The sequence below is a fragment of the Streptomyces sp. NBC_00440 genome, assembly GCF_036014215.1.
GTDB lineage: Bacteria > Actinomycetota > Actinomycetes > Streptomycetales > Streptomycetaceae > Streptomyces.
The window spans coordinates 6148242-6171932 of sequence record NZ_CP107921.1 but is presented as its reverse complement, the minus strand read 5'-3'; the positions used below and the strand labels follow the sequence as shown (position 1 = coordinate 6171932).

Here is a 23691-nt window from a genome sequence, read left to right as displayed (position 1 = left end):
GGAGGTGTTGCGGCAGACCCCGACCCGGCCGGCACCGCCCGCGACCCGGCCGCATCCGGCGCGGACGTGCCCGCACGCCGACAGGTGACGTGTCAGGGAACTGGCACCGCGGTCGCCGGTGCCCGCGTCCGCAGCCCCGGTGTCAGGGCCAGCGTTACGGCGACGGACGCCGCGGCCATCACCGCCATGGCCGTCGCGGCGGAGGTGTGCTGGGCCACTGCGCCGGCCAGGGCGGCGCCCACGCCCTGGAGTGTGAGCATCCCCGAGGTGTGCAGACCGAGCGACTGGCCCTGGATGTCGTCCGGCGTCAGCTCCACCAGACGCTCCATCAGGACCAGGCTCGCCGCGTATCCGGCCGAGGCGAGCACGATGGCGGACACCGCGAGCGGCGGCCCCGGCCGGAGGGCGAACAGCAGATAGGGCGCGGCGAGCAGGAGCAGCAGCGGGGTGGCGAGCCGGGGCCGCCATCGGGGCGGCACGAACCGGCCGACGGCCACGTCCCCGGCCAGCATCCCGGACGCGGCGGCCGCGAGCAGCAGCCCCGCGTGCCCGGGCGCGTACGGCACGAAGACCGACTCGCAGCCCACGATCAGGCCGTTGGGCACCCAGAGCGCGAGGTAGACGTACCGGCGCGGCGCGGACGACCAGATGAGCCGGTTGACGCGCCAGGTCTCCCGGACCGATGGGCGGCCCGCCGACCGGGCCGGCCGGCTGCTGAGGCCGCCGAGCACGACGGCCGCGGCGGACAGGGCGAGAGCGGCGGCGACGAGGAGCGCGCCACGCGGGGACAGTGCGGCGACGAGCACACCGCCGACCGCGAACCCGGCGATCTGTGTGACCCCGGCCACCATGTTCAGCGCCGAACGCCCCAGGACGTACGCCTCCTTGGGGAGAATCTCGGCCAGCAGGCCGTACCGCACTCCGCCGCCCACCGAGCCCGCAAGACCGAGGCCGAACAGCACCGCGAAGGCGGCCCGGAGCGGCAGTCCCGGGAGCGCGAGGACGGCGGCGCCCGCGCCGGCGATCGCCGCGAGGACGGTCTCGGCGGCCCGGGGCGGCAGCCGGTCGGCGGCGGAGAGCAGCGCCACCGCGCCGAGTGCCTGGGCGAAGGAGCCGCCGAACATGCTCAGCGCGGCGAGCAGCGGTGAGTGGGTGGCTGAGTAGACCAGCGAGGCCAGTGCGATGCCGCTGACGGTCGACCCCACGCCCAGGAGCGAGACGGAGACGAAGAGGGGCGTGAACTCCGGTACTCCGAAGAGCTGTCGGTAGGTGCGCATGCGCCGGATTCTGACCGGGTGCCAGGGCCGGAGGTTAATGTTTCGCCGGGGGGCGAAACATGGGGCTGTGGGTCATCGACGCGGACACGCTGGCGCGCAGCCGGTTTGTGATCTCGCAGTTCAGCGAGGCTTTCGCCTGTCTGGTGATGCTGGAGTCCGGGCAGACCGGGCACCCCGGTGAGCAGTCCTGGCTGGCCGTGCACCGGCCCGCCTACCGGGAGTTGCTGGACGCCGACCCGGTGACCCGGCTGCTGGTACGGACGGGTCTGCGGCCGCACTGGATCGCCGACTTCCTGTCGCCCACGCCCCCGTCCGATGACGAGTCGGACTTCCACTGCGAGCTGGCCGGGGTCCGCGCCACCCCGCCGGCCGAGGCCCGCCACGACCTGGCCTTCGGGGCGGGCGGCCGGCTGCCCGCCGCCCTGCACCGGGACGATCTGCCGGACCGCGCGGCCGACCTGCTGGAGTGGGTGTGGACGGAGACCGTGCTGCCGTACTGGCCCCGGCGGCGGCGCCTCTTCGAGGCGGACATCCTGGCGCGCACCCGGCTGCTCACCAAGGGCGGCTGGGCGGCGGCGCTCGACGACATCCGGCCGGGGATGCGCTGGCTGGGCGAGGGGCGGCTGCGGGTCAACCACGGTGCCTATGAGCCGCAGGAGCTCTCGGGCGCGCAGCTGCTGTTCGTGCCGGCGAGCGGGCGCAGCGGCTGGGTCTCGTGGGAGAGGCCGCACCGCTTCTCCGCCGTCTACCCCTGTACGGGACAGCTGTCGGAACCGGAGCGGACAGCCGCACCCGACGCCCTCGGCAGGCTGCTGGGCAGCGGCCGGGCGGGTGTTCTGCTGCTGCTCGACACCCCCAAGAGCACCACGCAGCTGGTCGCGCTCTCGGGCCAGGCCCTGGGGTCGGTGGGCCGCCATCTCAAGGTCCTGCTGGACGCCGGTCTGGTGTTCAGGCGGCGGGCCGGGCGGTCGGTGCTCTACTGCCGGACGACGGCCGGGGATGTGCTGGTGGCGGCGGAGCGCTGAGCGCGCGCCCCGGCCGGGCGCCGCCGTCAGTGCGACTCGTACGCCTCGATCAGCGTCCGGCAGCGCTTCACATCGTCCGCCATCGCCACGAGCAGGGCGTCGATCGAGTCGAACTTCTCCATGCCGCGCACATAGGCGAGGAAGTCGACGGCGACGTGCATCCCGTACAGGTCGAGGCCGACGCGGTCGATGGCGTACGCCTCGACGGTGCGCTCGCTGCCGTCGAACTGGGGGTTGCTGCCCACCGAGATCGCCGCGGGCATCCGTTCGCCGTCTGCGGTCAGCCACCCCGCGTACACCCCGTCCACCGGGACCGCGGTGTGCGGCAGCGTCTCGACGTTCGCCGTGGGGAAGCCCAGCTCGCGGCCGCGCTGCGCGCCACGGACCACCACGCCCTCGACGCGGTGCGGGCGGCCCAGGATCTCGGCCGCGCCCGTCATGTCGCCCTCGGCGACCAGGCGGCGGGTCAGGGTGGACGAGAACGGCTCGCCGCCGCCCGCCTCCCCGCTCACCGAGAGGTCGATGATGTCGACCTCGTAGTCGTACGTCGCGCCCAGCTCGGCGAGGAAACCGACGTTTCCGGCCGCCTTGTGGCCGAAGCGGAAGTTGGGGCCCTCGATGACGGCGCGCGCATGCAACTTGTCGACCAGGACCTTCACGATGAAGTCGGCGGGCGACAGCTTCGAGAACTCGCTGGTGAAGGGGAGGATCAGCTGCGCGTCCACGCCCAGCTCCGCCATCAGTTCGGCGCGGCGGTGGTGCGGCGCGAGCAGCGGCGGGTGGCTGCCGGGGCGTACGACCTCGCTGGGGTGCGGGTCGAAGGTGACGACCACCGAGGGAACGCCCAGCTCACGCGCGCGCCGCACGGCCCGCCCGATGATCAGCTGATGGCCGCGGTGCACCCCGTCGTAGGAGCCGATGGTGACGACGCTGCGCCCCCAGTCCTGGGGAATGTCCTCCAAGCCACGCCAGCGCTGCACTGAGACCGCTCCTCGCCCGAACCCGTGTACATGATCAATGCCCTGCAGTTACGCAGGTCTAAGACTGCCATGTCCGGCGCTCGCGGCGTGCATCGGCATCGGGGCACCCGGCTTCCCGACCGTGCGGCGGGTGTCCGGGCCGACGACTGCGGCCCACTCCTGCGGCGCGCAGGCCAGCCAGTCGGCGAGCTGTCCGGCGAAGACGGGCCACTGTGTGGCCAGTTCGGCCAAGAGCCGGTCGAGGACGGCCGCTCCTTCGGGCGTACGGACCAGCAGCAGTCCGGCGCGGTGGACCAGATCGCGGGTCCGGGGCTCCGCGCGGCGGCCCGCACCCTGCGCCGCGGCCCGCACCAGGGCTTCAAGGGCGGCGAGTCCGTCCCTGGCCTCGTACCGCTCGTACTCCAGGAGTACGTCGAGCAGCTCGGCCCGCATCGCGCGCGATCCCTGGCCCCCCGGCGCGGCGAGCACCGGGGCGAGCGCCGCGCGCACGGAGCTCGGACGGCCCCGCAGCAGACTGGTGACCAGCGGGAAGATGACGGCGCGGGCGGCCGGGCCGTCCTCCAGGCGGCGGTCGACGAACGCGGCGGCATACCCGGCGCCCGCCGGGTGACGGTCGATGTACTCGTGGACGAGCGCGGCGGCGCGGCGGGCCGGGGCAGGGGTGCTGATCCCGGCGAGCGCGCTCAGCACCGGGCCCGCGCTGTCCGGCCGCGCCCGCAGGACGGCCTCGAAGGCGGCGAACACCGGCTCGGGATGGGTGGGCAGGGCGGCGGCGAGCGCCGCGGCGGGCAGCTGCGTCCCGCCGGACTCGAACAGGGCCAGGGCACGCGGCAGATGCCGGGCACGGGTGTGCGGGTCGCCGACGAGCAGGGCCAGTGCGGGGCCGTGCAGCGCACTGTCGCCGGGGCGGGAAAGCAGGGCCAGTGCGGCGTACCGCAGCAGCTCGCGGTCGGCGGCGGTCGTGGCGTGCACTGCGGCGCGCACGGCCTGGCGGGCTGCGGTCGCCCGGCGCTCGGGCCGGTCGTCGTGCGCCCAGCGGTCCACGGCACGGCAGAGCGCGGACGTCTCGTCCTCGGCGAGCGCGGCGAGCAGTTCGTCGGCGCGGGGGTGATCGGTGGCGGCGAGCGCTTCGGCGAGATCGTCGACGGCCAGCCCGCGCCGGGTGTACAGCAGCGCCTGTGCGGCCCCCGCGACGGTGGGCCGCAGCTCGGCGCTGTCGTCGGACGGCAGCAGCCGTTCGTCGCCGAACCAGAGGCACAGCAGCGGCTGTACGGTCCTGGGCTCGGCGGCGAGTCGCCGGGCTGCGGCGTCCAGATAGCGGTCGGCGGTCCGCGCGCCGGGGGCTCCGTCGGCGGGCACCAGCCGCCGCAGGAGGTCGATGCGCCGGCTCTCGCCGAGCCGCAGCCGCTCCCAGAACGCACTGTCGAAAGCGCGGAACCCGCCGAGGCCGCGCGGTCCGCCCGCGCGGACCGACAGGAGGGTGATCCGGTCGGCGAGCAGCCGCAGTACGCCGATGTACGGGCCGGCGTCGGGGACGCGGAGCAGCACATCGGCGAGCAGCCGCGCGGCCCACCACTCCGGGTCGGCGAGCGGCACGGACTCCGCCCCGGTGCCCGCCTCCCGGCTCGGTCGCGGCACGCGCGGCTCCGCGGGCACGTCCTGCATCCGGTCCAGCGCCTCGATCAACTCGCGCAGCCGGCGGCCCAGTTCGTGGTGGCCGTGCCGGCGCCCGAGCAGCAGCAGCGCCTGGACCACCGGCCCGGCCCGGTGCCGGGGCACGGTCGGCGGAGGCCGCACAGCGGCGGCGTCGGTGCGCTCCGGGAACCTGGTGGCGGTCCCGGGCGGTTCCGCCGCGCGGCGGTGCACCAGCGCGTACAGGGCGCCGTCCACGTCGAGGTGCTCGCCCTGCACCCAGTCGGCGAGCTCGCCGTGCGCGAAGCGGTATCCGGCGCCCGCCGGGGTGAGCAGCCCCTCGGTGAGCACGGCCGAAGCCCAGCCGGTACGCCACGGGAAGAGCTCCTCGAAGGAGGCCCGGTCCAGCTCGCCCTGCCCGGGGCCCAGGCAGCGCCGCGCCGCCTCGTGCACCCGGCCCGAGACCCCGGCGGCGAGGCGCCGCACCGCCGTGCCCCGGGGCGCGGGGCGCCGGTCGGCCGCGATCCGTACGGCGGTCCGCAGACAGAGCAGATCCAGGTACGCGGTGAACACGTCCTCACGGGCCGGCCTGCCGTCCACCCCGTCGGGGAGCGCGGCCCGCACCTCGGCGAGCATCCGGAGCGTGAGCGGATGGCCCGCGTCCTCCGGGGCGAGCATCTCCTCGGGGATGCCGTAGCCCTGCCGGGCCCGCTCCGCCTCGTGCGGCGGCAGATCCCCGATCCGCACGCAGTCCGCACCCCGGGGGCCGAGGAGCCCGGCCGCCTGCTCCCAGTACTCGGGACGGCAGGCGACCACCATCCGCACCCCGTGCGCGCCCAGCCAGCGCGTGGTGGCCGCGGCCCACTCCGGCAGCGCGCCGGCCGGCAACGGTGCCATCTCCTCCGGGCCGTCCAGCAGGATGAGCAGGGGCTGACCGGCGGCGGCCGCGAGGCGGGCGATCCGCTCCGGGGTGGCACGGTCCAGCCCGCCACTTCGATCGGCGCCCACGATCCGCCCGGCCTGCCGGACCGTACGGGCCACCGCGTCGGCGACCGAGACATCGGCGGCGCGCAGATCGGCGCCGCGCAGCCAGACCGTGGGGGCGGGCTGCGCGCCACGGGCCCGGCGGGCCGCGAGGGCGGTCAGCTCCGTCGTCCGTCCCGTGCCGGGGGCGCCGACCAGGCCGAGCACGGGTCCGCCGGCCGACTGGAAGGCGTCCAGCGGGGCGGCGATACCGGGCCGCTCGACCGGGTCGTGCCACAGCTCGGCGGAGCCGGCGGCGCCGACCGAGGTGGCGGTCAGCTCCAGGACGCCGGCGAGGTTGAGGTCCTGGCCGTAGCCGGGGACGGTCGCGGCGTTGCGCCGCAGCAGCGGGGCGAGCGCGGCGCCGCGCAGCGGAACAGCGAGGCCGGCCACCGGGTGGTCGCCCCGGAGGGCGGTGCCGACGACTCCGAGCACGGCACCGGTCGACGCGTCCACGACGGGCCCGCCGGCCGCCGCGCTGCCCGGCCGGAGCGCGTCGCTGCCCTGCGTGCCGAGCGCCAGTTCCAGGGCGGCGGCGAGCCGGTGGTGGCGGCCGTCCGCCGCGTAGGTCACCGCGGTCTCGCCCAGGACGCGCGCGGCGCGCCAGCCGAGTGCGGCGACGCGGACATAGGTGCCGGTGCCGACCGTGTCCCGGACGGCCAGCGGCAGGGGTGGTACGCCGAGGTCCTCGCCGCTGAGCAGGGCGAGGCCCAGTTCGGGCAGGGCGGTGATCGCTTCGGACCCGGCACGGCACGTCCGGCCGTCCGCTCCGTGCAGCACGGCTCCGGTGAGGCCGGCGACCACCTCATGGCTGGTCACCACCGTGCCCCGGTCGTCGGCGACGAAGCCGGTGCCCCTCTGCCGTCCCGCCGGATCGCAGATGCGTACCAGCGTCTCCCGGTCCCCGCTTCCCACCCCGCTTCCCATGGTCCGACCGTAGGCGCGCGGTGATCGCCGGGAGAAGGACACCGGCCGAAAGCGCCCCCTTGCGCTCCGGGCATTCACTCCGAGCGCCTGGCCGAACGAGTGAATCCCGGGGCCACGATGGACAGACCCCTTGCGAGGGGGATCGTGGAGCGGGCAAGCGGCCCTGCCCGCTCCACGGTGGGTCGGCCGAAGACGGGCCGGCCGAAGAGATCAGCCGAAGACGGCGAGGCTCTTCGCCTTGCCGTTCTCCTCCTCGACCAGGGCGAGAAGGCGATCGTCGGGACCGAAGGCGGCCACGGCCCCGGCCGGGTAGCCGGGCATGTCGAGACGGACGCCGTTGAGCAGCAGCCTGGCCCGCCTCTCGTCCACGTCCCAGCGGGGGAACGCGGCAGCTGCGGCGTCGGCGGCCGGCATGACGGTCAGCTCCTCCTGGAGCTGGTCCAGCGTCCGGGCCGTGTCGAGCCCGTACGGGCCGACCCGGGTCCGGCGCAGCGCCGTCAGATGGCCGCCGACCCCGGTGGCGGTGCCGAGGTCGCGGGCGATGGCGCGGATGTACGTACCGGAGGAGCAGACCACCGAGACGACCAGGTCGACGACGGGCGTCCCGTCATCGGCGACGGCCGGGCGGACGTCGTACACCCGGAACGAGGAGACCGTCACCGGGCGGGCCGGGATGTCGAACTCCTCGCCGCCGCGCACCCGCGCGTACGAACGCTTTCCGTCGATCTTGATGGCGCTGACCTTGGACGGCACCTGCATGATGGCGCCGGTCTGCTCGGCCACCCCGGCGTCGATGGCCTCACGGGTCACCGCAGATGCGTCGGTGGACGAGGTGATCTCGCCCTCGGCGTCGTCGGTGACGGTGTTCTGGCCGAGCCGGATGGTACCGAGGTACTCCTTCTCGGTCAGCGCCAGATGGCCGAGCATCTTGGTGGCCTTCTCGACGCCGAGGACGAGGACGCCCGTGGCCATCGGATCGAGGGTGCCCGCGTGGCCGACCCGGCGGGTCTTCGCGATCCCGCGCATCTTGGCCACGACGTCGTGCGAAGTGAAGCCGGACGGCTTGTCGACGATGACAAGGCCGTCCGGCACGGTGTTCTGCTGTGTCATGCGGAGGCGTTGTCCCCGTCGTCGTCGCTGGATCCGGCGGCCTCGTCGGTCTCGTCCTCCGGCTTGCGGTACGGGTCGGCGCCGCCGGCGTACGTGGCGCCGGACGACGCCTCGCGCACCTTGGCGTCCGACGCCCTGGCCCGGTCGAGGAGGTCCTCGATCGCCTTGGCGTTCTCCGGCAGGGCGTCCGCCACGAAGGCGAGGGTGGGGGTGAACTTCGTCCCCGCCGCGGCGCCGACCGCCGAGCGCAGGATGCCCTTGGCACTCTCCAGACCGGCTGCCGCGCTCGCCCTCTCCTCGTCGTCCCCGTAGACCGTGTAGAAGACCGTGGCCTCCCGCAGGTCACCGGTGACGCGGGTGTCCGTGATGGTCACGTGCGTGCCCAGCCGGGGGTCCTTGATGCCGCGCTGCAGTTTCTCGGCGACCACCTCCTGGATGAGGTCCGCCAGCTTCTTCGCCCGCGCGTTGTCGGCCACTGGTCCGTCTCCTTCTAGAGCCTTGCTCAATCGTCTTCGTCGCCGTGCAGCCGCCGTCGTACGGACAGCAGCTCCACCTCGGGCCGGGCGGCGACAAGCCGCTCGCACCGGTCGAGTACATCAGTGAGGTGCTCCGTCCCGCCGGACACCACAGCGAGGCCGATCCTGGCTCTGCGGTGCAGATCCTGGTCGCCGACCTCAGCCGCGCTCACCGCGAACTTGCGCTGGAGTTCGGCCACGATGGGCCGGACGACGGAGCGTTTCTCCTTCAGCGACCGTACGTCGCCGAGCAGGAGATCGAAGGACAGTGTCCCTACATACATGCATGTCCGGATGTCCCGCCGGTTCGGGGTCGCGCCCCGCCAACCGCTTGGCGGGGACATCCAGAACCGTACACGCAACGGCCGGGGCCGCTCGACGGATATAACTCCCGCCGAGCGGCCCCGACTGACGCTGCACGGATCAACCGCGATACGGATCAGCCGCGGGGCTTCTCGCGCATCTCGTACGTCGCGATGACGTCGTCGATCTTGATGTCGTTGAAGTTGCCGAGGTTGATACCACCCTCGAACCCTTCGCGGATCTCGGTGACGTCGTCCTTGAAGCGGCGCAGACCGGAGATGTTGAGGTTCTCCGCGATGACCTTGCCATCGCGCAGCAGGCGCGCCTTCGTGTTGCGCTTGACCTCGCCGGAGCGGACCAGCACACCGGCGATGTTGCCCAGCTTGGACGAGCGGAAGATCTCGCGGATCTCCGCCGTGCCGAGCTCGACCTCTTCGTACTCCGGCTTGAGCATGCCCTTGAGGGCCGCTTCGATCTCTTCGATCGCCTGGTAGATGACCGAGTAGTACCGGACGTCCACACCTTCGCGCTCGGCCATCTGCGCGGCACGCCCTGCGGCGCGCACGTTGAAGCCGATGACGATGGCGTCGGAGCCGGTCGCCAGGTCGATGTCCGACTCGGTGACCGCACCCACACCGCGGTGCAGGATCCGGATGTCGACCTCTTCGCCGACGTCGAGCTGGAGCAGCGAGGATTCGAGAGCCTCCACCGAACCGGACGCGTCGCCCTTGATGATGAGGTTGAGCTCCTGGACCAGACCGGCCTTGAGCGCCTCGTCCAGGTTCTCCAGGGAGAACCTGACGCCCTTGCGGGCGAAGTTGGCGTTGCGCTCACGGGCGGCACGCTTCTCGGCGATCTGACGGGCCGTACGGTCCTCGTCGACCACCAGGAAGTTGTCGCCGGCACCCGGGACGTTGGTGAGACCCAGTACGAGGACGGGGGTCGAGGGACCCGCTTCCTCAAGGTTGTTGCCGTTGTCGTCGAGCATCGCCCGGACCCGGCCGTACGCGTCGCCGACGACCATGGTGTCGCCGATGCGCAGCGTGCCGCGCTGGACCAGGACGGTCGAGACAGCACCGCGGCCCTTGTCCAGGTGGGACTCGATCGCAATACCCTGCGCGTCCTGCTCCGGGTTGGCCCGCAGGTCGAGCGAGGCGTCGGCGGTGAGGACGACGGCCTCCAGGAGGGAATCGATGTGGAGACCCTGCTTGGCGGAGATGTCGACGAACATCGTGTCGCCGCCGTACTCCTCGGCCACCAGACCGAACTCGGTGAGCTGACCGCGCACCTTGGTCGGGTCGGCACCCTCGACGTCGATCTTGTTGACCGCGACGACGATCGGCACACCGGCCGCCTTGACGTGGTTCAGCGCCTCGATCGTCTGGGGCATCACACCGTCGTTGGCCGCCACCACGAGGATCGCGATGTCGGTCGACTTCGCACCACGGGCACGCATGGCGGTGAACGCCTCGTGACCCGGGGTGTCGATGAAGGTGATACGGCGGTCCTCGCCGTTGACCTCGGAGGAGACCTGGTAGGCACCGATGTGCTGGGTGATGCCGCCGGCCTCGCCCGCGATGACGTTCGTCTTGCGGATCGCGTCGAGCAGCCGGGTCTTACCGTGGTCGACGTGACCCATGACGGTGACGACCGGCGGGCGCGAGACGAGAGCCTCTTCGCCGCCCTCGTCCTCGCCGAACTCGATGTCGAAGGACTCGAGCAGCTCGCGGTCCTCCTCCTCCGGGCTGACGATCTCCAGGACGTAGTTCATCTCGTCCGCGAGGAGCTTCAGCGTCTCGTCGGAGACGGACTGCGTGGCCGTGACCATCTCGCCGAGGTTCATCATCACGGCGACGAGCGACGCCGGGTTGGCGTTGATCTTCTCCGCGAAGTCGGTGAGGGAGGCACCGCGCGACAGCCGGACGGCCTGTCCGTTGCCGCGGGGCAGCATGACACCGCCCACCGACGGGGCCTGCATGGCCTCGTACTCCTGGCGCCTCTGCCTCTTCGACTTGCGGCCTCGGCGGGCGGGCCCGCCGGGACGGCCGAAGGCACCCTGTGTGCCACCGCGGCCACCGGGGCCGCCGGGACGGCCCGCGAAACCGGGACGTCCACCGAAGCCACCGCCGGGAGCACCGCCGCCGGGACGGCCGCCGAAGCCACCGCCGCCGCCGGGACGACCGCCGCCGCCGGGACCTGCCGGACGACCGGCGAAGCCGCCGCCGCCCGGACGGGCGCCGCCGCCGGGACGGCCTGCGCCGCCGCCGGGACCACGACCGCCACCGCCGGGACCGCCACCGGGACGGGGGCTGGCAGCCGGACGCTGCGGCATCATGCCGGGGTTGGGACGGTTACCGCCGGGGGCGCCGCCAGGCCGCGGGGCGCCGCCCTGCGGACGGGGCATACCACCGGGGCTGGGACGGGCGCCGCCCTGACCCTGGCCCTGGGGACGCGGAGCGCCACCGAGACCACCCTGCGGGCGCGGGCCGCCGGGGCGGTCCTGGCCGCCGCCGGGACGCGGGGCGCCACCGGGACGGGGTGCCTGCGGGCGGGCCATACCGGTGGAACCACCGGAGGTGAACGGGTTGTTGCCCGGACGGGGACCGGACGGACGGTTGCCGCCGGGGCGCGGGGCGCCCTGACCGGCCGGCCGTGCCGGACGCTCGCCACCGCGGCCACCGTCACGCTGACCGCCGGCCGGGGCCGGACGGGCGTTCGTGGGACGGGGGCCGGGGGTGGCACCCGAGGGACGCGGGGTCTGCGGCGCCGTCGGCTGGGCCGGTGCGGGCGCCGAGAACTCGGCTGCCGGGACCGGAGCCGCCGGAGCGGGCTTGGCCGCGGGCTTGGGGCCCGGACGCGGACCGGCCGGAGCCGGCGCCGATGGGGTGCTGGGGGCGCTGCTCTGCGGAGCCTCGGCGGCGGCCGGCTTGGGGGCCGGGGCACCGGGCTTCGGGGCAGCAGGACGGGCCGCGGCGGCCGGGGACGGCGCCGCGGGCGTGGAACCCGCACGGGGTGCGGGAGAGGGCGCGGCCTTGCGGGGCGCGCCGGGCTTGGCAGCGGACTTGCCGGCGTTGCCGCCGGGCCCCTGCAAAGCGTCAGTCAACTTGCGTACAACCGGCGCCTCGATCGTCGAGGACGCCGAACGTACGAATTCACCGAGTTCTTGGAGCTTGGCCATGACGACCTTGCTCTCAACTCCGAACTCCTTGGCGAGTTCGTATACCCGGACCTTAGCCACTTCGCTCCTTTTAGGTCCGGGTTACCGCCGGACCGTCGCTACTTCATGGGCGTACTCATCGCGTACTCATCGAGTGCTCATCGCAATCTCGACCTACTTCCAACTCGCGAGGTACCTGACCGCACGGGGACCCGTGCCGTTCACTTATTACGGTGCTGCCTGCCCGACATACTGGTTCAGTTCCGCGCTGTCGAGCGGACCCCTGACCTTGAAGGCCCTGGAGAACGCCCGCCGGCGGACCGCCAGGTCGAGGCAGACCGAGGCGGGGTGCAGATACGCACCCCGGCCGGGCAGCGTACCGCGCGGATCAGGGGCGCATTTGCCCTCAACCACGACGATGCGCAGCAGTTCGCTCTTGGCCGTCCGCTCCCGGCATCCCACGCAGGTTCGCTCAGGGCACGCTCGGTCGACTGTCCGGCCAGACACGTTTAAGTCTACCTCCCCGTAACGACCCCACCCGATTGGGGCAGGAATCGAACGGATGTTGTCTTGAAGTTCTCCGGAATCGTGCAGTTACGGTCCCGGCCGCGCAGCCGGGACCGGCGGCTCAGGCCTCGCCGTCCCGGCTGTCGGACGGACCGCCATCCGGCTCGGTGTCCGGGCGGATGTCGATGCGCCAGCCGGTCAGCCGGGCGGCGAGGCGGGCGTTCTGCCCCTCCTTGCCGATGGCCAGCGAGAGCTGGTAGTCCGGGACCGTGACCCGCGCCGAGCGGGCGGCGAGGTCGACGATCTCGACCTTGCTGACCCGGGCCGGCGAGAGCGCGCTGGCGACCATCTCGGCCGGATCGTCCGACCAGTCCACGATGTCGATCTTCTCGCCGAGCAGCTCGGCCATGACGTTGCGGACGCGGCTGCCCATCGGGCCGATGCAGGCGCCCTTCGGGTTGAGCCCCGACCGGGTCGACCGTACGGCGATCTTGCTCCGGTGACCGGCCTCGCGGGCGATGGCCTCGATGACGACCGAGCCGTCCGCGATCTCCGGGACCTCCAGCGCGAAGAGCTTCTTCACCAGGTTGGGGTGGGTACGGGAGAGGGTCACCGACGGGCCGCGGACGCCCTTGGCCACCCGGACCACGTATGTACGCAGCCGCAGCCCGTGCGAGTAGGTCTCCCCGGGCACCTGCTCCTGCACCGGCAGGATCGCTTCCAGCTTGCCGATGTCGACCAGCACGTTCCGCGGGTCCTTGCCCTGCTGGACGACCCCGGCGACGACATCGCCCTCGCGCCCGGCGTACTCGCCGAAGGTCAGATCGTCCTCCGCGTCCCGCAGCCGCTGCAGGATGACCTGCTTGGCCGTGGTCGCGGCGATCCGGCCGAAGTCGGACGGGGTGTCGTCGAACTCCCGGGCCTCCTGGCCCTCTTCGAGGTCGGCCGGGTCCTCTTTCGCCCAGACCGTCACATGACCGTTGTCGTGGTCGAGGCGCACGCGGGCGAGGCGGCGGCTTCCCTCCGTGCGGTGGTAGGCGATGAGGAGGGCCGACTCGATCGCCTCGACCAGCAGGTCGAAGGAAATCTCCTTCTCCTTCGCCAAGCCCTTCAGAAGCTTTACGTCGATGTCCATGGCTACGCCTCCTCTTCCTTCTTGTCCTTGCGGTTGAATTCCAGCTCCACACGTGCCTTGGCGATCTCCGCGAAGTCCACCCGGCGGGCGGTCGGCTTGCGCCCCTTCACGCCCGGCACTTCGAGGTCGAGGCCGTCGGCGTCCACCGCGAGGATGCGCGCGACCACCTCGTCGCCCCCGGTCAGCGTCAGCTTGGCCAGGCGGCCGGTGGCCCGTACGTAGTGGCGGTGCTCCGTCAGCGGACGGTCGGCGCCCGGCGAGCTGACTTCGAGTACGTACTCGCCGTCGCCCATCACGTCGCTCTCGTCGAGCTTCTCGGAGATGGCACGGCTCAGCTCGGCGCAGGTGTCGAGCTCGACGCCGTCGTCGGAGTCCACGGTGATCCTCAGTACGCCACGCCGGCCTGCCCGGGAGACTTCGATCTCTTCCAGATCCAGGTCCTTGGCGGCGACGAGCGGTTCCAGCAGCCCGCGCAGCCTCTCGCTCTGGGTGGTGCTCATCCGGGTGACTCCTCGGCCGCGTGTGCTGTTGTGGGATCGTCGCGTTTCTCGATCGCCGCGTGTCTGATCGTCGCGTGTCAGATCAAAGGGTATCCGGTCGCCAGGGGTGTTGCCGTCCTCGCTGTGTTGACCCGCAGGTACGCTCGCCTGCGCTGATCACTTCGGGCCGAGGGAGAGACACGTGCTGGGCACGGGGACCACACGCAGGAGTGTGCTGGGCGCGACGGCGGCTGCCGGCGCCGCACTCCTGACCGGCTGTTCGGAGCGGTCCGCCGCCCACCGTACACACGGCGCGGCCGCCCCCGGCACCGGGACGGTGCTCAGGCAGCGCTCCGCGCGGACCAGCGGCGCCCTGCTCGCGCTGTACGACGCGGTGCTCGCCCAGCACCGGGACGAGGCGACGGAGAAGCTGGCGGGCCCGCTGCGGGACGCCGTGGCGCTGCATGTGAAGGCGCTGGCACCGCCCGCCGGGGCCACGCCGTCCGGCGCCTCCCGCAAGGCGTCGCCCGCACCGGCGCCGCCCGCGGTGCCTGCCGACCGCAAGGCCGCTCTGAAGGCTCTCGCGGCGGCCGAGCGGCGGGCCACCGACGCCCACACCGCGGCACTCGCCGACGCCCCGCCGGAGCTGGCCAGGCTGCTGGCCTCGGTCGCGGCCGCTTCCGCCGTCCACGCGTATCTGCTGACCCAGGGGGACCACTGATGAGCGCACGCGAAGCGGCGCAGGCCGCACTGGCCGCCGAGCACGCGGCCGTGTACGGGTACGGCGTCGTCGGCGGCCGGGTCGCTCCGGCGCGCAGGACCGAGGCGCGCCAGGCGTACGACGCCCACCGCGCCCGGCGCGACGCGCTGGTCAGGACCGTGCAGGACCTGGGCGGGAAGCCGGTTGCGGCGTCGGCGGCCTACGCGCTGCCCTTCGAGGTGGCGGGGCAGGACGACGCGGTCCGGCTCGCCGCCGTTCTGGAGGACCGGGTGGCCGATGTCTACTCCGACCTGGTGCGGGCCGCACAGGGGCCGCTGCGGCACGAGGCGGCGCTGGCCCTGCGGGAGGCCGCCGTGCGGGCTGCACGGTGGCGCGGCGACGGCAGCGTAGCCTTTCCGGGGCTCGCCGAGCGGGCCGCAGGGGCTGCCGGAAAGGGAACCACGCACGCATGACTTTCGAACCGCCGCAGCGGCTTGTCCGGGCGCTCGGCGAGACGTACGGGGACGCCGCCGCCACCGACTGGCTCGGCCGGATTCAGACTGATATGCAAGGGGCCCTCGACGTACGGGAGTTGACTGCCGAGCGGGTGCAGGCCCCGGGCGGCCGGAGCGCCCTGATCGTGCTGGTGCGCCGCACCGACGGGACCCATGCGGTACTGAAACTGGCTCCGCCCTTCGCCCGGCCCGATCTGGAGCGGGCCGCACTGGCGCACTGGAACGGCTGGGGCGCCGCGCAGCTGCTCGACGACGCTTCCCCGGGCGACACCGCTCTGCTGCTGGAGCGTCTGCACCCCGAGGTCTCGCTGCACTCGCTCCCGGAGGCCAAGGCTCTGCTGGAGGCCGCGGGCACGGTGCGCAAGCTCTGGGTGGCGCCGCCGGACGGGCACGGTTTCGAGACGGTGGCCGAGCGGACCGCCCGGCAGGCCGAGGCGATGCGCGCGACGGCCGAGCCGCTGGTCGTCCCGCTGGTCGACGCGGCACTCACGGCACGCGACGAACTGCTCGCTCCGGCTCCCGAGAGCGTGCTGCTGCACGGCAATTTCCGCCAGAGCAAGGTGCTCGCGGGCGAGCGCAACCCGTGGCTCGCGGTGGGCCCCGACCCGGTGGTCGGCGAGCGGGCGTACGACCTGGCCCGGCTGGTGCGCGACCGGGTCGACGACCTGGTCGCCGCCGCTGTCGGCCCCTCCACGGTGCGGCGCCGGGTGAACCGGCTGGCGGACTCACTGGAGGTCGAGCACGCGCGGCTGCACGGCTGGACACTGTTCCGGGCGGTGGAGTCGGGGGTGCGAGCGGTCGCGGCGGGACGCCGGCAGGACGGGGAGCTGCTGCTGGAGTTCGCGGGCTGGCTCTGAGCCGCTCCGCCGGGCACGGGGCCGGGCGGGCCTGAGCTTCCGCCCCGGCCCGCCCGGTCCCGTACCTTCCAGCTGCTCGTCCTCAGAACTCCGGTGACTCAGCCGGCCAGCCGCTCGATCGCCTCGGCGACCGTGAGCTCCTCGCGCTCGCCGGTGCGCCGGTCCTTGAGTTCGAGGACGCCGTCCGCAGCCCGGCGGCCGGCGACCAGGATCTGCGGGACGCCGATCAGCTCGGAGTCGGTGAACTTCACCCCGGGAGAGACCCCGGCGCGGTCGTCGACCAGCACCCGTACACCGGCCGCACCCAGCTTCTCGGCGACGTCCAGGGCCAGTTCGGTCTGGAGTGCCTTGCCCGCGGCGACGACGTGCACGTCGGCCGGTGCGACCTCCTTGGACCAGCACAGCCCCTTGTCGTCCGCGGACTGCTCGGCGAGTGCCGCCACGGCGCGGGAGACGCCGATGCCGTACGAGCCCATGGTGACCCGGACCGGCTTGCCCTGCTGGCCCAGCACGTCGAGCTGGAAGGTGTCCGCGTACTTGCGGCCCAGCTGGAAGATGTGGCCGATCTCGATCGCACGGTCCAGCTTGAGACCCGTGCCGCAGGACGGGCAGGGGTCGCCCGGCTCGACGACCACCACGTCGAGGTAGTCGTCCACCTCGAAGTCGCGTCCGGCGACCACGTTGCGCGCGTGCTTGCCGGGCTTGTTGGCGCCGGTGATCCAGGCCGTACCGGCCGCGACCCGCGGATCGGCGATGTAGCGGACCTTTTCGAGACCCTGCGGGCCGACATAGCCGCGTACCAGGTCGGGGCGGTCCTCGAAGTCCTCGGCGGTGACCAGCTCGACCACGGCGGGGGCCAGGTGCTCGCCCAGCTTGCCGAGGTCCACCTCGCGGTGGCCGGGCACGCCGACGGCGACGATCTCGCCGTCGACCTTCACCAGGAGGTTCTTCAGGGTCGCGGACGCGGGTACGCCGAGGTGCGCGGCCAGCGTCTCGATCGTCGGGGTGTCGGGGGTGTCCAGCTCCTCGACGGCGCCGTGCTCGGTGGCGTCCACCGCGGGGGCGGTGAAGGTGACCGCCTCGGTGTTGGCCGCGTAGTCGCACTGCGGGCAGTCCACGAAGGTGTCCTCACCGGCGGCGGCCGGGGCCAGGAACTCCTCGGAGGCCGAGCCGCCCATGGCACCGGAGACGGCCGAGACGATCCGGTGGTCGAGACCGAGGCGCTCGAAGATCCTGATGTACGCCTCGCGGTGCAGCCGGTAGGACTCGGCCAGGCCCTCGTCCGTGGTGTCGAAGGAGTACGAGTCCTTCATCTGGAACTCACGGCCGCGCAGCACGCCGGAGCGCGGACGCGCCTCGTCCCGGTACTTCGTCTGGATCTGGTACAGCATCACCGGCAGGTCCTTGTAGGACGTGCACTGGTCCTTGACGGTCTGGGTGAAGATCTCCTCGTGCGTCGGGCCGAGGAGGTAGTCGGCGCCCTTGCGGTCCTTGAGGCGGAAGAGCAGGTCGCCGTACTCCTCCCAGCGGCCGGACGCCTCGTAGGGCTCCCTGGGCAGCAGCGCGGGGAGCAGGACCTCCTGCGCGCCGATGCCGTCCATCTCCTCGCGCACCACGCGGGAGACGTTGTCGAGGACCTTCTTGCCCAGCGGCAGCCAGGTCCAGATCCCGGCCGCGTTGCGGCGTACGTAACCGGCGCGGACCAGGAGCTTGTGGCTGAGCGTCTCCGCGTCCGCCGGGTCGTCGCGCAAGGTCTTGACCATCAACCGGGACATGCGCTGGACCTGGGCCATGGTGACTCTCCTGCTTGGCTGTGTTTTCCGGGGGACGCCCCCCGGACCCCCGTAAGTGATGTCAGGAGGTTAACCGGGCCCGGCGGGCGGGCGGAAATCGGTTGCGGGGGCGGGCCCGGGGCGGAGCAGCGGGAGCGGGGCGCCCATCACCGCGTACGGCATTCCCGCGCTGGGGAAGTGGACCTGCCGCGCGAGGTCCGTGTACCCCAGCGAGCGGTAGAGGCCGCGGGCCGGGGACTCCCGGTCGATGGCGGAGAGGATCGAGCGCGGTTCGGCGGCGCTGTCGGTGATCGCGGTGATCAGCGCGCGGCCGGTGCCCCGGCCCTGGAAGCCGGGGTGGACGTGCAGTTCGGTGATCACGAAGGAGTCGTCGAGCCAGAAGTCGGTGCCGGTGGAGCGCAGATACGGCTCGACCACCGTGGACCACCAGTGGGCGCGGCTGTTGGGCATCCCGTACACGAAGCCGACCAGGCTGCCGTCGGGCGCCGTCGCGCCGAGTGCGCGGGCGCCGGGGTTCTGTAGATGGCGCAGCACGATGTGGCGGCGTACGGCGACCTCCGCCTCGCTGAGGCCGAACGCGAGGGCCTGTACGGCCAGCGCTTCGTCCACTCGTCCGGCGAGATCGACCGGCCCGACCACTGCGTCATCCATGGTCGGCACCCTAACCTCAGAACTCCGGTGTCAGAACAGGACGCTCATGAAGGCCCCGACCTCACGGAAGCCGACCCTGCGGTAGGCAGCGCGCGCCGCGGAGTTGAAGTCGTTGACGTACAGGCTGACCACGGGGGCCACATCGGCGAGCGCGTAGCGCAGGACGGCGGCCATGCCCGTCTCGGAGAGACCGCGGCCGCGGAACTCGGGGGCGACCCAGACGCCCTGGATCTGGCAGGCCAGTGGAGTGGCGGCGCCGATCTCGGCCTTGAAGACGACCTGGCCGTTCTCGATCCGGGCGAAGGAGCGGCCGGAGCCGACGAGTTCGGCGACGCGTGCCTGGTAGAGCAGTCCGCCGTCCCCCGCCATCGGGGAGACCCCGACCTCCTCGGTGAACATGGCCACACAGGCGGGCATGATCACTTCCAGCTCGTCCTTGCGGATGCGGCGGACGAGCGGGTCGGGCGCGATGTCGGGCGAGGGCTGCTCGGTGACCATCATGGGCTGGTGGGCGCGGACGTCGCGGGCGGGGCCCCAGCTCGGTTCGAGCAGCCGCCACAGCAGCGCGGTGGACTCGGCGGGGCCCACGATGGAGGAGCAGCGGCGGCCGGCCCGGCGAGCGCGTTCGGCGAAGGCGCGTACGGCATCGGGGCCCGCGCAGATCGGGACGAGGTTGGCGCCGGAGTAGCAGAGCGAGCGGAGCCGGCCCCCGGTGTACCAGCCCCACATCTCGCCGCCGAGCCGCCACGGGTCGAGTCCGGCGACCTGGACGCGGGACGTCACGAAGGCGTTGACCACGGGATCGCTGTGCAGGATCTCAAGCGCCGCGTCGAGTTCGCCGGGTTCGAGGACCCGGGTGGTGGTCTGCGTCAACACAAGGGTCGCTCCAACGCTCCTTCGGGGCAATGTCACGGCATCGCGCTTCTTGCTAGCGTTGCAGCGCGTCTGTCCGGCGTCGGTCACGGCTTGACCGTCGCGTCACCGCGAGAAGCCCATCGGGGCGTAGTCACACGGTATGGCTATCTGCTGGTCTCCGAACTGTACCCGGAGATGGATCGCAGCACCGCTCGCGCGGGAGAGGCCCTGCCTGCGGAGGGTCCTGTCCCGCGCGCCGCCGGAGCGGTTCGGCCGACATGGTGGTTCAGCTCATGAGCGGCTCAGCCGGGAGAGCTATCAGCTGACGGAGACCGCGGGCTCGCCGGAGGCGATGCCGTCGCGTTCCATCTGCTCGGCGATCTTCATGGCCTCCTCGATGAGGGTCTCGACGATCTTCGACTCCGGGACGGTCTTGATGACCTCGCCCTTCACGAAGATCTGGCCCTTGCCGTTGCCGGACGCCACACCCAGATCGGCTTCGCGCGCCTCGCCCGGACCGTTGACGACACAGCCCATCACGGCGACGCGCAGCGGGACCTCCATGCCTTCGAGTCCGGCGGACACCTGGTCGGCCAGCTTGTACACGTCGACCTGGGCCCGGCCGCAGGAGGGGCAGGAGACGATCTCCAGGCGGCGCTGCCTGAGGTTGAGCGACTCCAGGATCTGGATGCCGACCTTGACCTCCTCGGCGGGCGGCGCCGAGAGCGAGACCCGGATGGTGTCGCCGATGCCCTCACTGAGCAGCGCGCCGAAGGCCACGGCGGACTTGATGGTCCCCTGGAAGGCCGGGCCCGCCTCGGTCACACCGAGGTGGAGCGGGTAGTCGGACTGTGCGGCCAGCTGCCGGTAGGCGTTGACCATGACCACCGGGTCGTTGTGCTTCACCGAGATCTTGATGTCGCGGAAACCGTGCTCCTCGAAGAGCGAGGCCTCCCACAGCGCCGACTCGACGAGCGCCTCGGGCGTCGCCTTGCCGTACTTCTTCAGCAGCCGCGCGTCCAGCGAGCCCGCGTTCACGCCGATCCGGATCGGCGTCCCGGCGTCGGAGGCCGCGAGCGCGATCTCCTTCACCTTGTCGTCGAACTGCTTGATGTTGCCCGGGTTCACCCGCACCGCGGCGCAGCCGGCGTCGATCGCCGCGAAGACGTACTTCGGCTGGAAGTGGATATCGGCGATGACCGGGATCTGCGACTTCTTCGCGATGGTCGCCAGCGCGTCCGCGTCGTCCTGCGTCGGGCACGCCACCCGCACGATCTGGCAGCCGGAAGCCGTCAGCTCCGCGATCTGCTGAAGCGTCGCCCCGATGTCGGAGGTCCGCGTCGTGGTCATCGACTGCACGGAGACGGGTGCGTCTCCTCCGACGGCCACCGTGCCGACCTGAATCTTGCGGCTGATCCTCCGGTCGGCGAGCTTGGTCGGAACGTCCGGCATTCCGAGAGAAATCGCAGTCATGCGCAGTGCATCCCCAAGGTGTGGATCGAGGTCCCGGAATCTACGGGCTTCGGCCACCGAGATTACGTCACCCGGGGCGGCACACGAACATCCGCGCTCATAAACCACCCAAAGGTGAGCGGCCGCACACCAAGGGTGCGCGGCCGCTGTTTTCCGGCTGTTCTCAGGTGATTTTGACCGGGTTGACGATGTCGGCCACCAGCACGAGCAGCGTGAAGCAGACGAAGACCCCGGCGACGACGTACGCGACGGGCATCAGCTTCGCGACATCGAACGGGCCCGGGTCGGGCCGCTTGAAGACCTTGGCCAGATTGCGCCGCAGTGCCTCCCACAGGGCCCCCGCGATGTGCCCGCCGTCCAGCGGCAGCAGCGGCAGCATGTTGAAGAGGAAGAGCGAGAGGTTGAAGCCGGCCAGCAGGAACAGCATCATCGCCAGCTGGTTCTGCGCGGGCACGTGCAGCGTCATGACCTCGCCGCCGATCCGGGCCGCGCCGACCACGCCGACCGGCGAGTCGGCCTTGCGCTGACCCCCGTCGAAGGCGGCGTTCCAGAGGTCCGGGATCTTGGACGGCAGGGCGACGATCGAGTCGACGCCGTTGCCCACCATGTCGCCCATCCGGCCCACCGACGCGCCGAAGGACAGCGGCTTGATCTCGGTCTGCGCGGCGAAGCCGAGGTAGCCGGCCGGTACGTACTTGTCGGGGACGACGTCCCCGTTCGAGTCCTTGCGGGCCACCATGTTCTTGGCGAGCTTGGCGTGCAGTGTCTGCTGCTTGCCGTCGCGTACGACGGTGATGGTGGCCGGGCCGATGGTGTCGCGGATGTGGTCGGACAGCTGGGCCCAGGTGGAGACCTTCGCACCGTCGAAGGCGACGATCTTGTCGCCCTCCTTCAGGCCCGCCGCCCTGGCGGGCGAGACCGGGTCGCCCTTCTCGCAGGTCTGGCGCTTCTCGCTCTGCGAGATGACGCACTTCTGCACGCCGGCCACCTGCGTGGTCTGCGTCTCGAAGCCGAAGGACATCGCGACGCCCATGAAGATCACGACCGCGAGGATCAGATTCATGAAGGGGCCCGCGAACATCACGATCACGCGCTTCCACGGCTTGCGGGTGTAGAACAGCCGCTCCTCGTCGCCCTCCTCCAGCTCCTCGAAGGCCGCGGACCGCGCGTCCTCGACCATGGAGCGCCAGGGGGAGGTGGACCGGGACTCGATCCTGCCGTCGGGTCCCGGCGGGAACATGCCGATCATGCGGATGTAGCCGCCGGCCGGGATCGCCTTGAAGCCGTACTCCGTGTCGCCCTTCTTCCGCGACCAGATGGTCGGGCCGAATCCGACCATGTACTGCGGGACGCGGATACCGAAGAGCTTCGCCGTCGAGAGGTGGCCCAGCTCGTGCCAGGCGATGGAGAAGAGCAGCCCGAAGACAAAGATGACGATCCCGATGACCGTCAACACGATCGTGGTCATGCGCGAGCCTCCGCTGTGGCCTTCTGGGCGAGTTCACGGGCCCGGGCGCGTGCCCAGGTCTCCGCTTGCAGGACGTCCGCGACCGTCAGAGAAGTTCCCGTACGGGGCTCGCCATGCTCGGCCACGACTGCCGTGACCGTATCCATAATCCCGTTGAAGGGCAGCTTTCCGGCCAGGAAGGCGTCGACGCACTCCTCGTTCGCCGCGTTGAAGACCGCGGGGGCCGTGCCGCCCAGGGCTCCGACATGCCGGGCAAGTCCGACGGACGGGAAGGCCTCGGTGTCCAGCGGGAAGAACTCCCAGCTGGACGCCTTCGTCCAGTCGAAGGCGGGAGCGGCGTCCGGGATCCGCTGCGGCCACCCGATGCCGACGGCGATCGGGCCGCTCATGTCGGGCGGTGTGGCCTGCGCGAGCGTCGAGCCGTCGGTGAACTCGACCATGGAGTGGACGTACGACTGGGGGTGCACGACGACCTCGATGCGGTCGAACGGGACGTCGTACAGCAGATGCGCCTCGATGACCTCAAGGCCCTTGTTGACCAGGGTCGCCGAGTTCACCGTGATGACGGGCCCCATGGCCCAGGTCGGGTGGGCCAGCGCCGCGTCGGGTGTGACGTCCGCCAGTTCGGCCCTGGTCCGGCCCCGGAAGGGTCCGCCGGACGCGGTGACGATCAGCTTGCGCACATCGGCGCGCTTGCCGGACGCCAGCGCCTGGAAGAGCGCGGCGTGCTCGGAGTCGACCGGGATGATCTGGCCGGGCTTCGCCAGCGCCTTCACCAGCGGGCCGCCGACGATCAGCGACTCCTTGTTGGCGAGGGCGAGCGTGCGGCCCGCGGTCAGGGCCGCGAGGGTGGGCGCGAGGCCGATCGAGCCGGTGATGCCGTTGAGCACGGTGTGGCAGTCGGACGCGGCGAGTTCGCTCGCGGCCTCGGGCCCCGCCAGGATCTCCGGGAGCGGCTCCGTGCCGTACTGCGCGCCCAGCGCCTCACGCAGCGCGGGCACGGCGTCCGCACGGGCGACAGCGACGGTACGGACACCGAGCCGGCGCGCCTGCTCGGCGAGCAGGGCGACCCGCCCGCCGGCGGCGGAGAGCGCCGTCACCCGGAAGCGGTCGGGGTTGCGCAGCACCAGGTCGATGGCCTGGGTGCCGATGGACCCGGTCGAGCCGAGGACGACGATGTCCCGGCGTCCTTCGACGGGGTCGAAGACGATGTGCGGGTCGGCGAGGATGGCAGGGCTGTCGCTCATGCCCCCCATTGTTGCCGCATAAGGCGGGCGTCAGGACAGTGAGCCCCGGTTCCGGCGCGCGG

Annotated in this window: 20 protein-coding genes; 4 read left to right on the top strand and 16 right to left on the bottom strand. The window is 72.2% G+C overall.

Annotated elements, in window-relative coordinates:
- Positions 1-92: 92 nt before the first annotated feature.
- Positions 93-1277 (bottom strand): MFS transporter, encoded by a 1185-nt coding sequence (locus OHB13_RS27790; protein WP_328378854.1) that lies wholly within the window; start codon positions 1275-1277, stop codon positions 93-95.
- 59 nt (positions 1278-1336) lie between these two features.
- Here OHB13_RS27790 and OHB13_RS27785 point away from each other — a divergent pair, with 59 nt between their 5' ends.
- On the top strand, positions 1337-2302 hold the full coding sequence (locus OHB13_RS27785) for an ArsR/SmtB family transcription factor (protein WP_328378853.1): 966 nt from the start codon (positions 1337-1339) through the stop codon (positions 2300-2302).
- A 26-nt stretch (positions 2303-2328) separates the two neighbouring features.
- Here the strand turns inward: OHB13_RS27785 and OHB13_RS27780 are convergent, their stop codons facing one another.
- The 9 genes from OHB13_RS27780 to rimP form a co-directional block, all read right to left on the bottom strand.
- On the bottom strand, positions 2329-3282 hold the full coding sequence (locus tag OHB13_RS27780) for a bifunctional riboflavin kinase/FAD synthetase (RefSeq protein WP_266852414.1): 954 nt from the start codon (positions 3280-3282) through the stop codon (positions 2329-2331).
- Positions 3283-3330: 48 nt separating this feature from the next.
- Positions 3331-6852 carry a serine protease gene (locus tag OHB13_RS27775; protein WP_328380408.1) on the bottom strand — a complete coding sequence of 1174 codons (3522 nt, stop codon included), beginning with the start codon at positions 6850-6852 and terminating at the stop codon, positions 3331-3333.
- A 222-nt stretch (positions 6853-7074) separates the two neighbouring features.
- A complete protein-coding gene (truB, locus tag OHB13_RS27770; RefSeq protein WP_266852415.1) occupies positions 7075-7974 on the bottom strand; it encodes a tRNA pseudouridine(55) synthase TruB in 900 nt (299 codons plus the stop codon).
- Positions 7971-8450: a 30S ribosome-binding factor RbfA gene (gene rbfA, locus OHB13_RS27765; RefSeq protein ID WP_328378852.1), complete on the bottom strand. Its 480-nt coding sequence runs from the start codon at positions 8448-8450 to the stop codon at positions 7971-7973. The genes truB and rbfA overlap by 4 nt, the downstream gene beginning before the upstream one ends.
- A gap of 26 nt (positions 8451-8476) precedes the next feature.
- A complete protein-coding gene (locus OHB13_RS27760; protein WP_266852417.1) occupies positions 8477-8773 on the bottom strand; it encodes a DUF503 domain-containing protein in 297 nt (98 codons plus the stop codon).
- 155 nt (positions 8774-8928) lie between these two features.
- On the bottom strand, positions 8929-12030 hold the full coding sequence (gene infB, locus OHB13_RS27755) for a translation initiation factor IF-2 (protein WP_328378851.1): 3102 nt from the start codon (positions 12028-12030) through the stop codon (positions 8929-8931).
- A gap of 147 nt (positions 12031-12177) precedes the next feature.
- Positions 12178-12456, bottom strand: coding sequence for a YlxR family protein (locus OHB13_RS27750; protein WP_266852421.1), 279 nt, complete (start codon positions 12454-12456; stop codon positions 12178-12180).
- 121 nt (positions 12457-12577) lie between these two features.
- On the bottom strand, positions 12578-13591 hold the full coding sequence (gene nusA, locus OHB13_RS27745) for a transcription termination factor NusA (RefSeq protein ID WP_266852423.1): 1014 nt from the start codon (positions 13589-13591) through the stop codon (positions 12578-12580).
- A 2-nt stretch (positions 13592-13593) separates the two neighbouring features.
- Positions 13594-14091: a ribosome maturation factor RimP gene (rimP, locus tag OHB13_RS27740; protein WP_266852425.1), complete on the bottom strand. Its 498-nt coding sequence runs from the start codon at positions 14089-14091 to the stop codon at positions 13594-13596.
- Positions 14092-14272: 181 nt separating this feature from the next.
- Here rimP and OHB13_RS27735 point away from each other — a divergent pair, with 181 nt between their 5' ends.
- Genes OHB13_RS27735 through OHB13_RS27725 form a run of 3 tightly spaced genes read left to right on the top strand, consistent with a single transcriptional unit; the run spans position 14273 to position 16142 of the window.
- Positions 14273-14791 (top strand): hypothetical protein, encoded by a 519-nt coding sequence (locus tag OHB13_RS27735; protein ID WP_328378850.1) that lies wholly within the window; start codon positions 14273-14275, stop codon positions 14789-14791.
- Positions 14791-15243 (top strand): ferritin-like domain-containing protein, encoded by a 453-nt coding sequence (locus tag OHB13_RS27730; protein WP_266852427.1) that lies wholly within the window; start codon positions 14791-14793, stop codon positions 15241-15243. Before OHB13_RS27735 ends, OHB13_RS27730 begins: the two co-directional genes overlap by 1 nt.
- Complete coding sequence (locus OHB13_RS27725; RefSeq protein WP_328378849.1) at positions 15240-16142, top strand: aminoglycoside phosphotransferase family protein; 903 nt, start codon at positions 15240-15242, stop codon at positions 16140-16142. The genes OHB13_RS27730 and OHB13_RS27725 overlap by 4 nt, the downstream gene beginning before the upstream one ends.
- A gap of 98 nt (positions 16143-16240) precedes the next feature.
- Here the strand turns inward: OHB13_RS27725 and OHB13_RS27720 are convergent, their stop codons facing one another.
- The 6 genes from OHB13_RS27720 to dxr all read right to left on the bottom strand — a co-directional run bounded on the left by OHB13_RS27720 (position 16241) and on the right by dxr (position 23638).
- Positions 16241-17935, bottom strand: a complete 1695-nt coding sequence (locus tag OHB13_RS27720; protein WP_328378848.1) for a proline--tRNA ligase — start codon at positions 17933-17935, stop codon at positions 16241-16243.
- A 69-nt stretch (positions 17936-18004) separates the two neighbouring features.
- Positions 18005-18586: a GNAT family N-acetyltransferase gene (locus OHB13_RS27715; RefSeq protein ID WP_328378847.1), complete on the bottom strand. Its 582-nt coding sequence runs from the start codon at positions 18584-18586 to the stop codon at positions 18005-18007.
- 30 nt (positions 18587-18616) lie between these two features.
- Positions 18617-19462 (bottom strand): GNAT family N-acetyltransferase, encoded by an 846-nt coding sequence (locus tag OHB13_RS27710; protein WP_328378846.1) that lies wholly within the window; start codon positions 19460-19462, stop codon positions 18617-18619.
- A 297-nt stretch (positions 19463-19759) separates the two neighbouring features.
- Positions 19760-20914 carry a flavodoxin-dependent (E)-4-hydroxy-3-methylbut-2-enyl-diphosphate synthase gene (gene ispG / locus OHB13_RS27705; protein WP_266852437.1) on the bottom strand — a complete coding sequence of 385 codons (1155 nt, stop codon included), beginning with the start codon at positions 20912-20914 and terminating at the stop codon, positions 19760-19762.
- A gap of 163 nt (positions 20915-21077) precedes the next feature.
- Complete coding sequence (locus OHB13_RS27700; RefSeq protein ID WP_328378845.1) at positions 21078-22382, bottom strand: M50 family metallopeptidase; 1305 nt, start codon at positions 22380-22382, stop codon at positions 21078-21080.
- Positions 22379-23638 carry a 1-deoxy-D-xylulose-5-phosphate reductoisomerase gene (dxr, locus tag OHB13_RS27695; protein WP_266852441.1) on the bottom strand — a complete coding sequence of 420 codons (1260 nt, stop codon included), beginning with the start codon at positions 23636-23638 and terminating at the stop codon, positions 22379-22381. Before dxr ends, OHB13_RS27700 begins: the two co-directional genes overlap by 4 nt.
- Positions 23639-23691: the final 53 nt, after the last annotated feature.

Bases quoted from the DNA above. Each gene is read 5' to 3' on its own strand.
- OHB13_RS27730 (WP_266852427.1), top strand. From the start codon at position 14,791: ATGAGCGCACGCGAAGCGGCGCAGGCCGCACTGGCCGCCGAGCACGCG.
- OHB13_RS27760 (WP_266852417.1), bottom strand. From the start codon at position 8,773: ATGTATGTAGGGACACTGTCCTTCGATCTCCTGCTCGGCGACGTACGG.
- rimP (WP_266852425.1), bottom strand. From the start codon at position 14,091: ATGAGCACCACCCAGAGCGAGAGGCTGCGCGGGCTGCTGGAACCGCTC.
- truB (WP_266852415.1), bottom strand. From the start codon at position 7,974: ATGACACAGCAGAACACCGTGCCGGACGGCCTTGTCATCGTCGACAAG.
- nusA (WP_266852423.1), bottom strand. From the start codon at position 13,591: ATGGACATCGACGTAAAGCTTCTGAAGGGCTTGGCGAAGGAGAAGGAG.
- OHB13_RS27715 (WP_328378847.1), bottom strand. From the start codon at position 18,586: ATGGATGACGCAGTGGTCGGGCCGGTCGATCTCGCCGGACGAGTGGAC.
- OHB13_RS27700 (WP_328378845.1), bottom strand. From the start codon at position 22,382: ATGACCACGATCGTGTTGACGGTCATCGGGATCGTCATCTTTGTCTTC.
- OHB13_RS27790 (WP_328378854.1), bottom strand. From the start codon at position 1,277: ATGCGCACCTACCGACAGCTCTTCGGAGTACCGGAGTTCACGCCCCTC.
- OHB13_RS27785 (WP_328378853.1), top strand. From the start codon at position 1,337: ATGGGGCTGTGGGTCATCGACGCGGACACGCTGGCGCGCAGCCGGTTT.
- OHB13_RS27725 (WP_328378849.1), top strand. From the start codon at position 15,240: ATGACTTTCGAACCGCCGCAGCGGCTTGTCCGGGCGCTCGGCGAGACG.
- dxr (WP_266852441.1), bottom strand. From the start codon at position 23,638: ATGGGGGGCATGAGCGACAGCCCTGCCATCCTCGCCGACCCGCACATC.
- ispG (WP_266852437.1), bottom strand. From the start codon at position 20,914: ATGACTGCGATTTCTCTCGGAATGCCGGACGTTCCGACCAAGCTCGCC.
- OHB13_RS27720 (WP_328378848.1), bottom strand. From the start codon at position 17,935: ATGGCCCAGGTCCAGCGCATGTCCCGGTTGATGGTCAAGACCTTGCGC.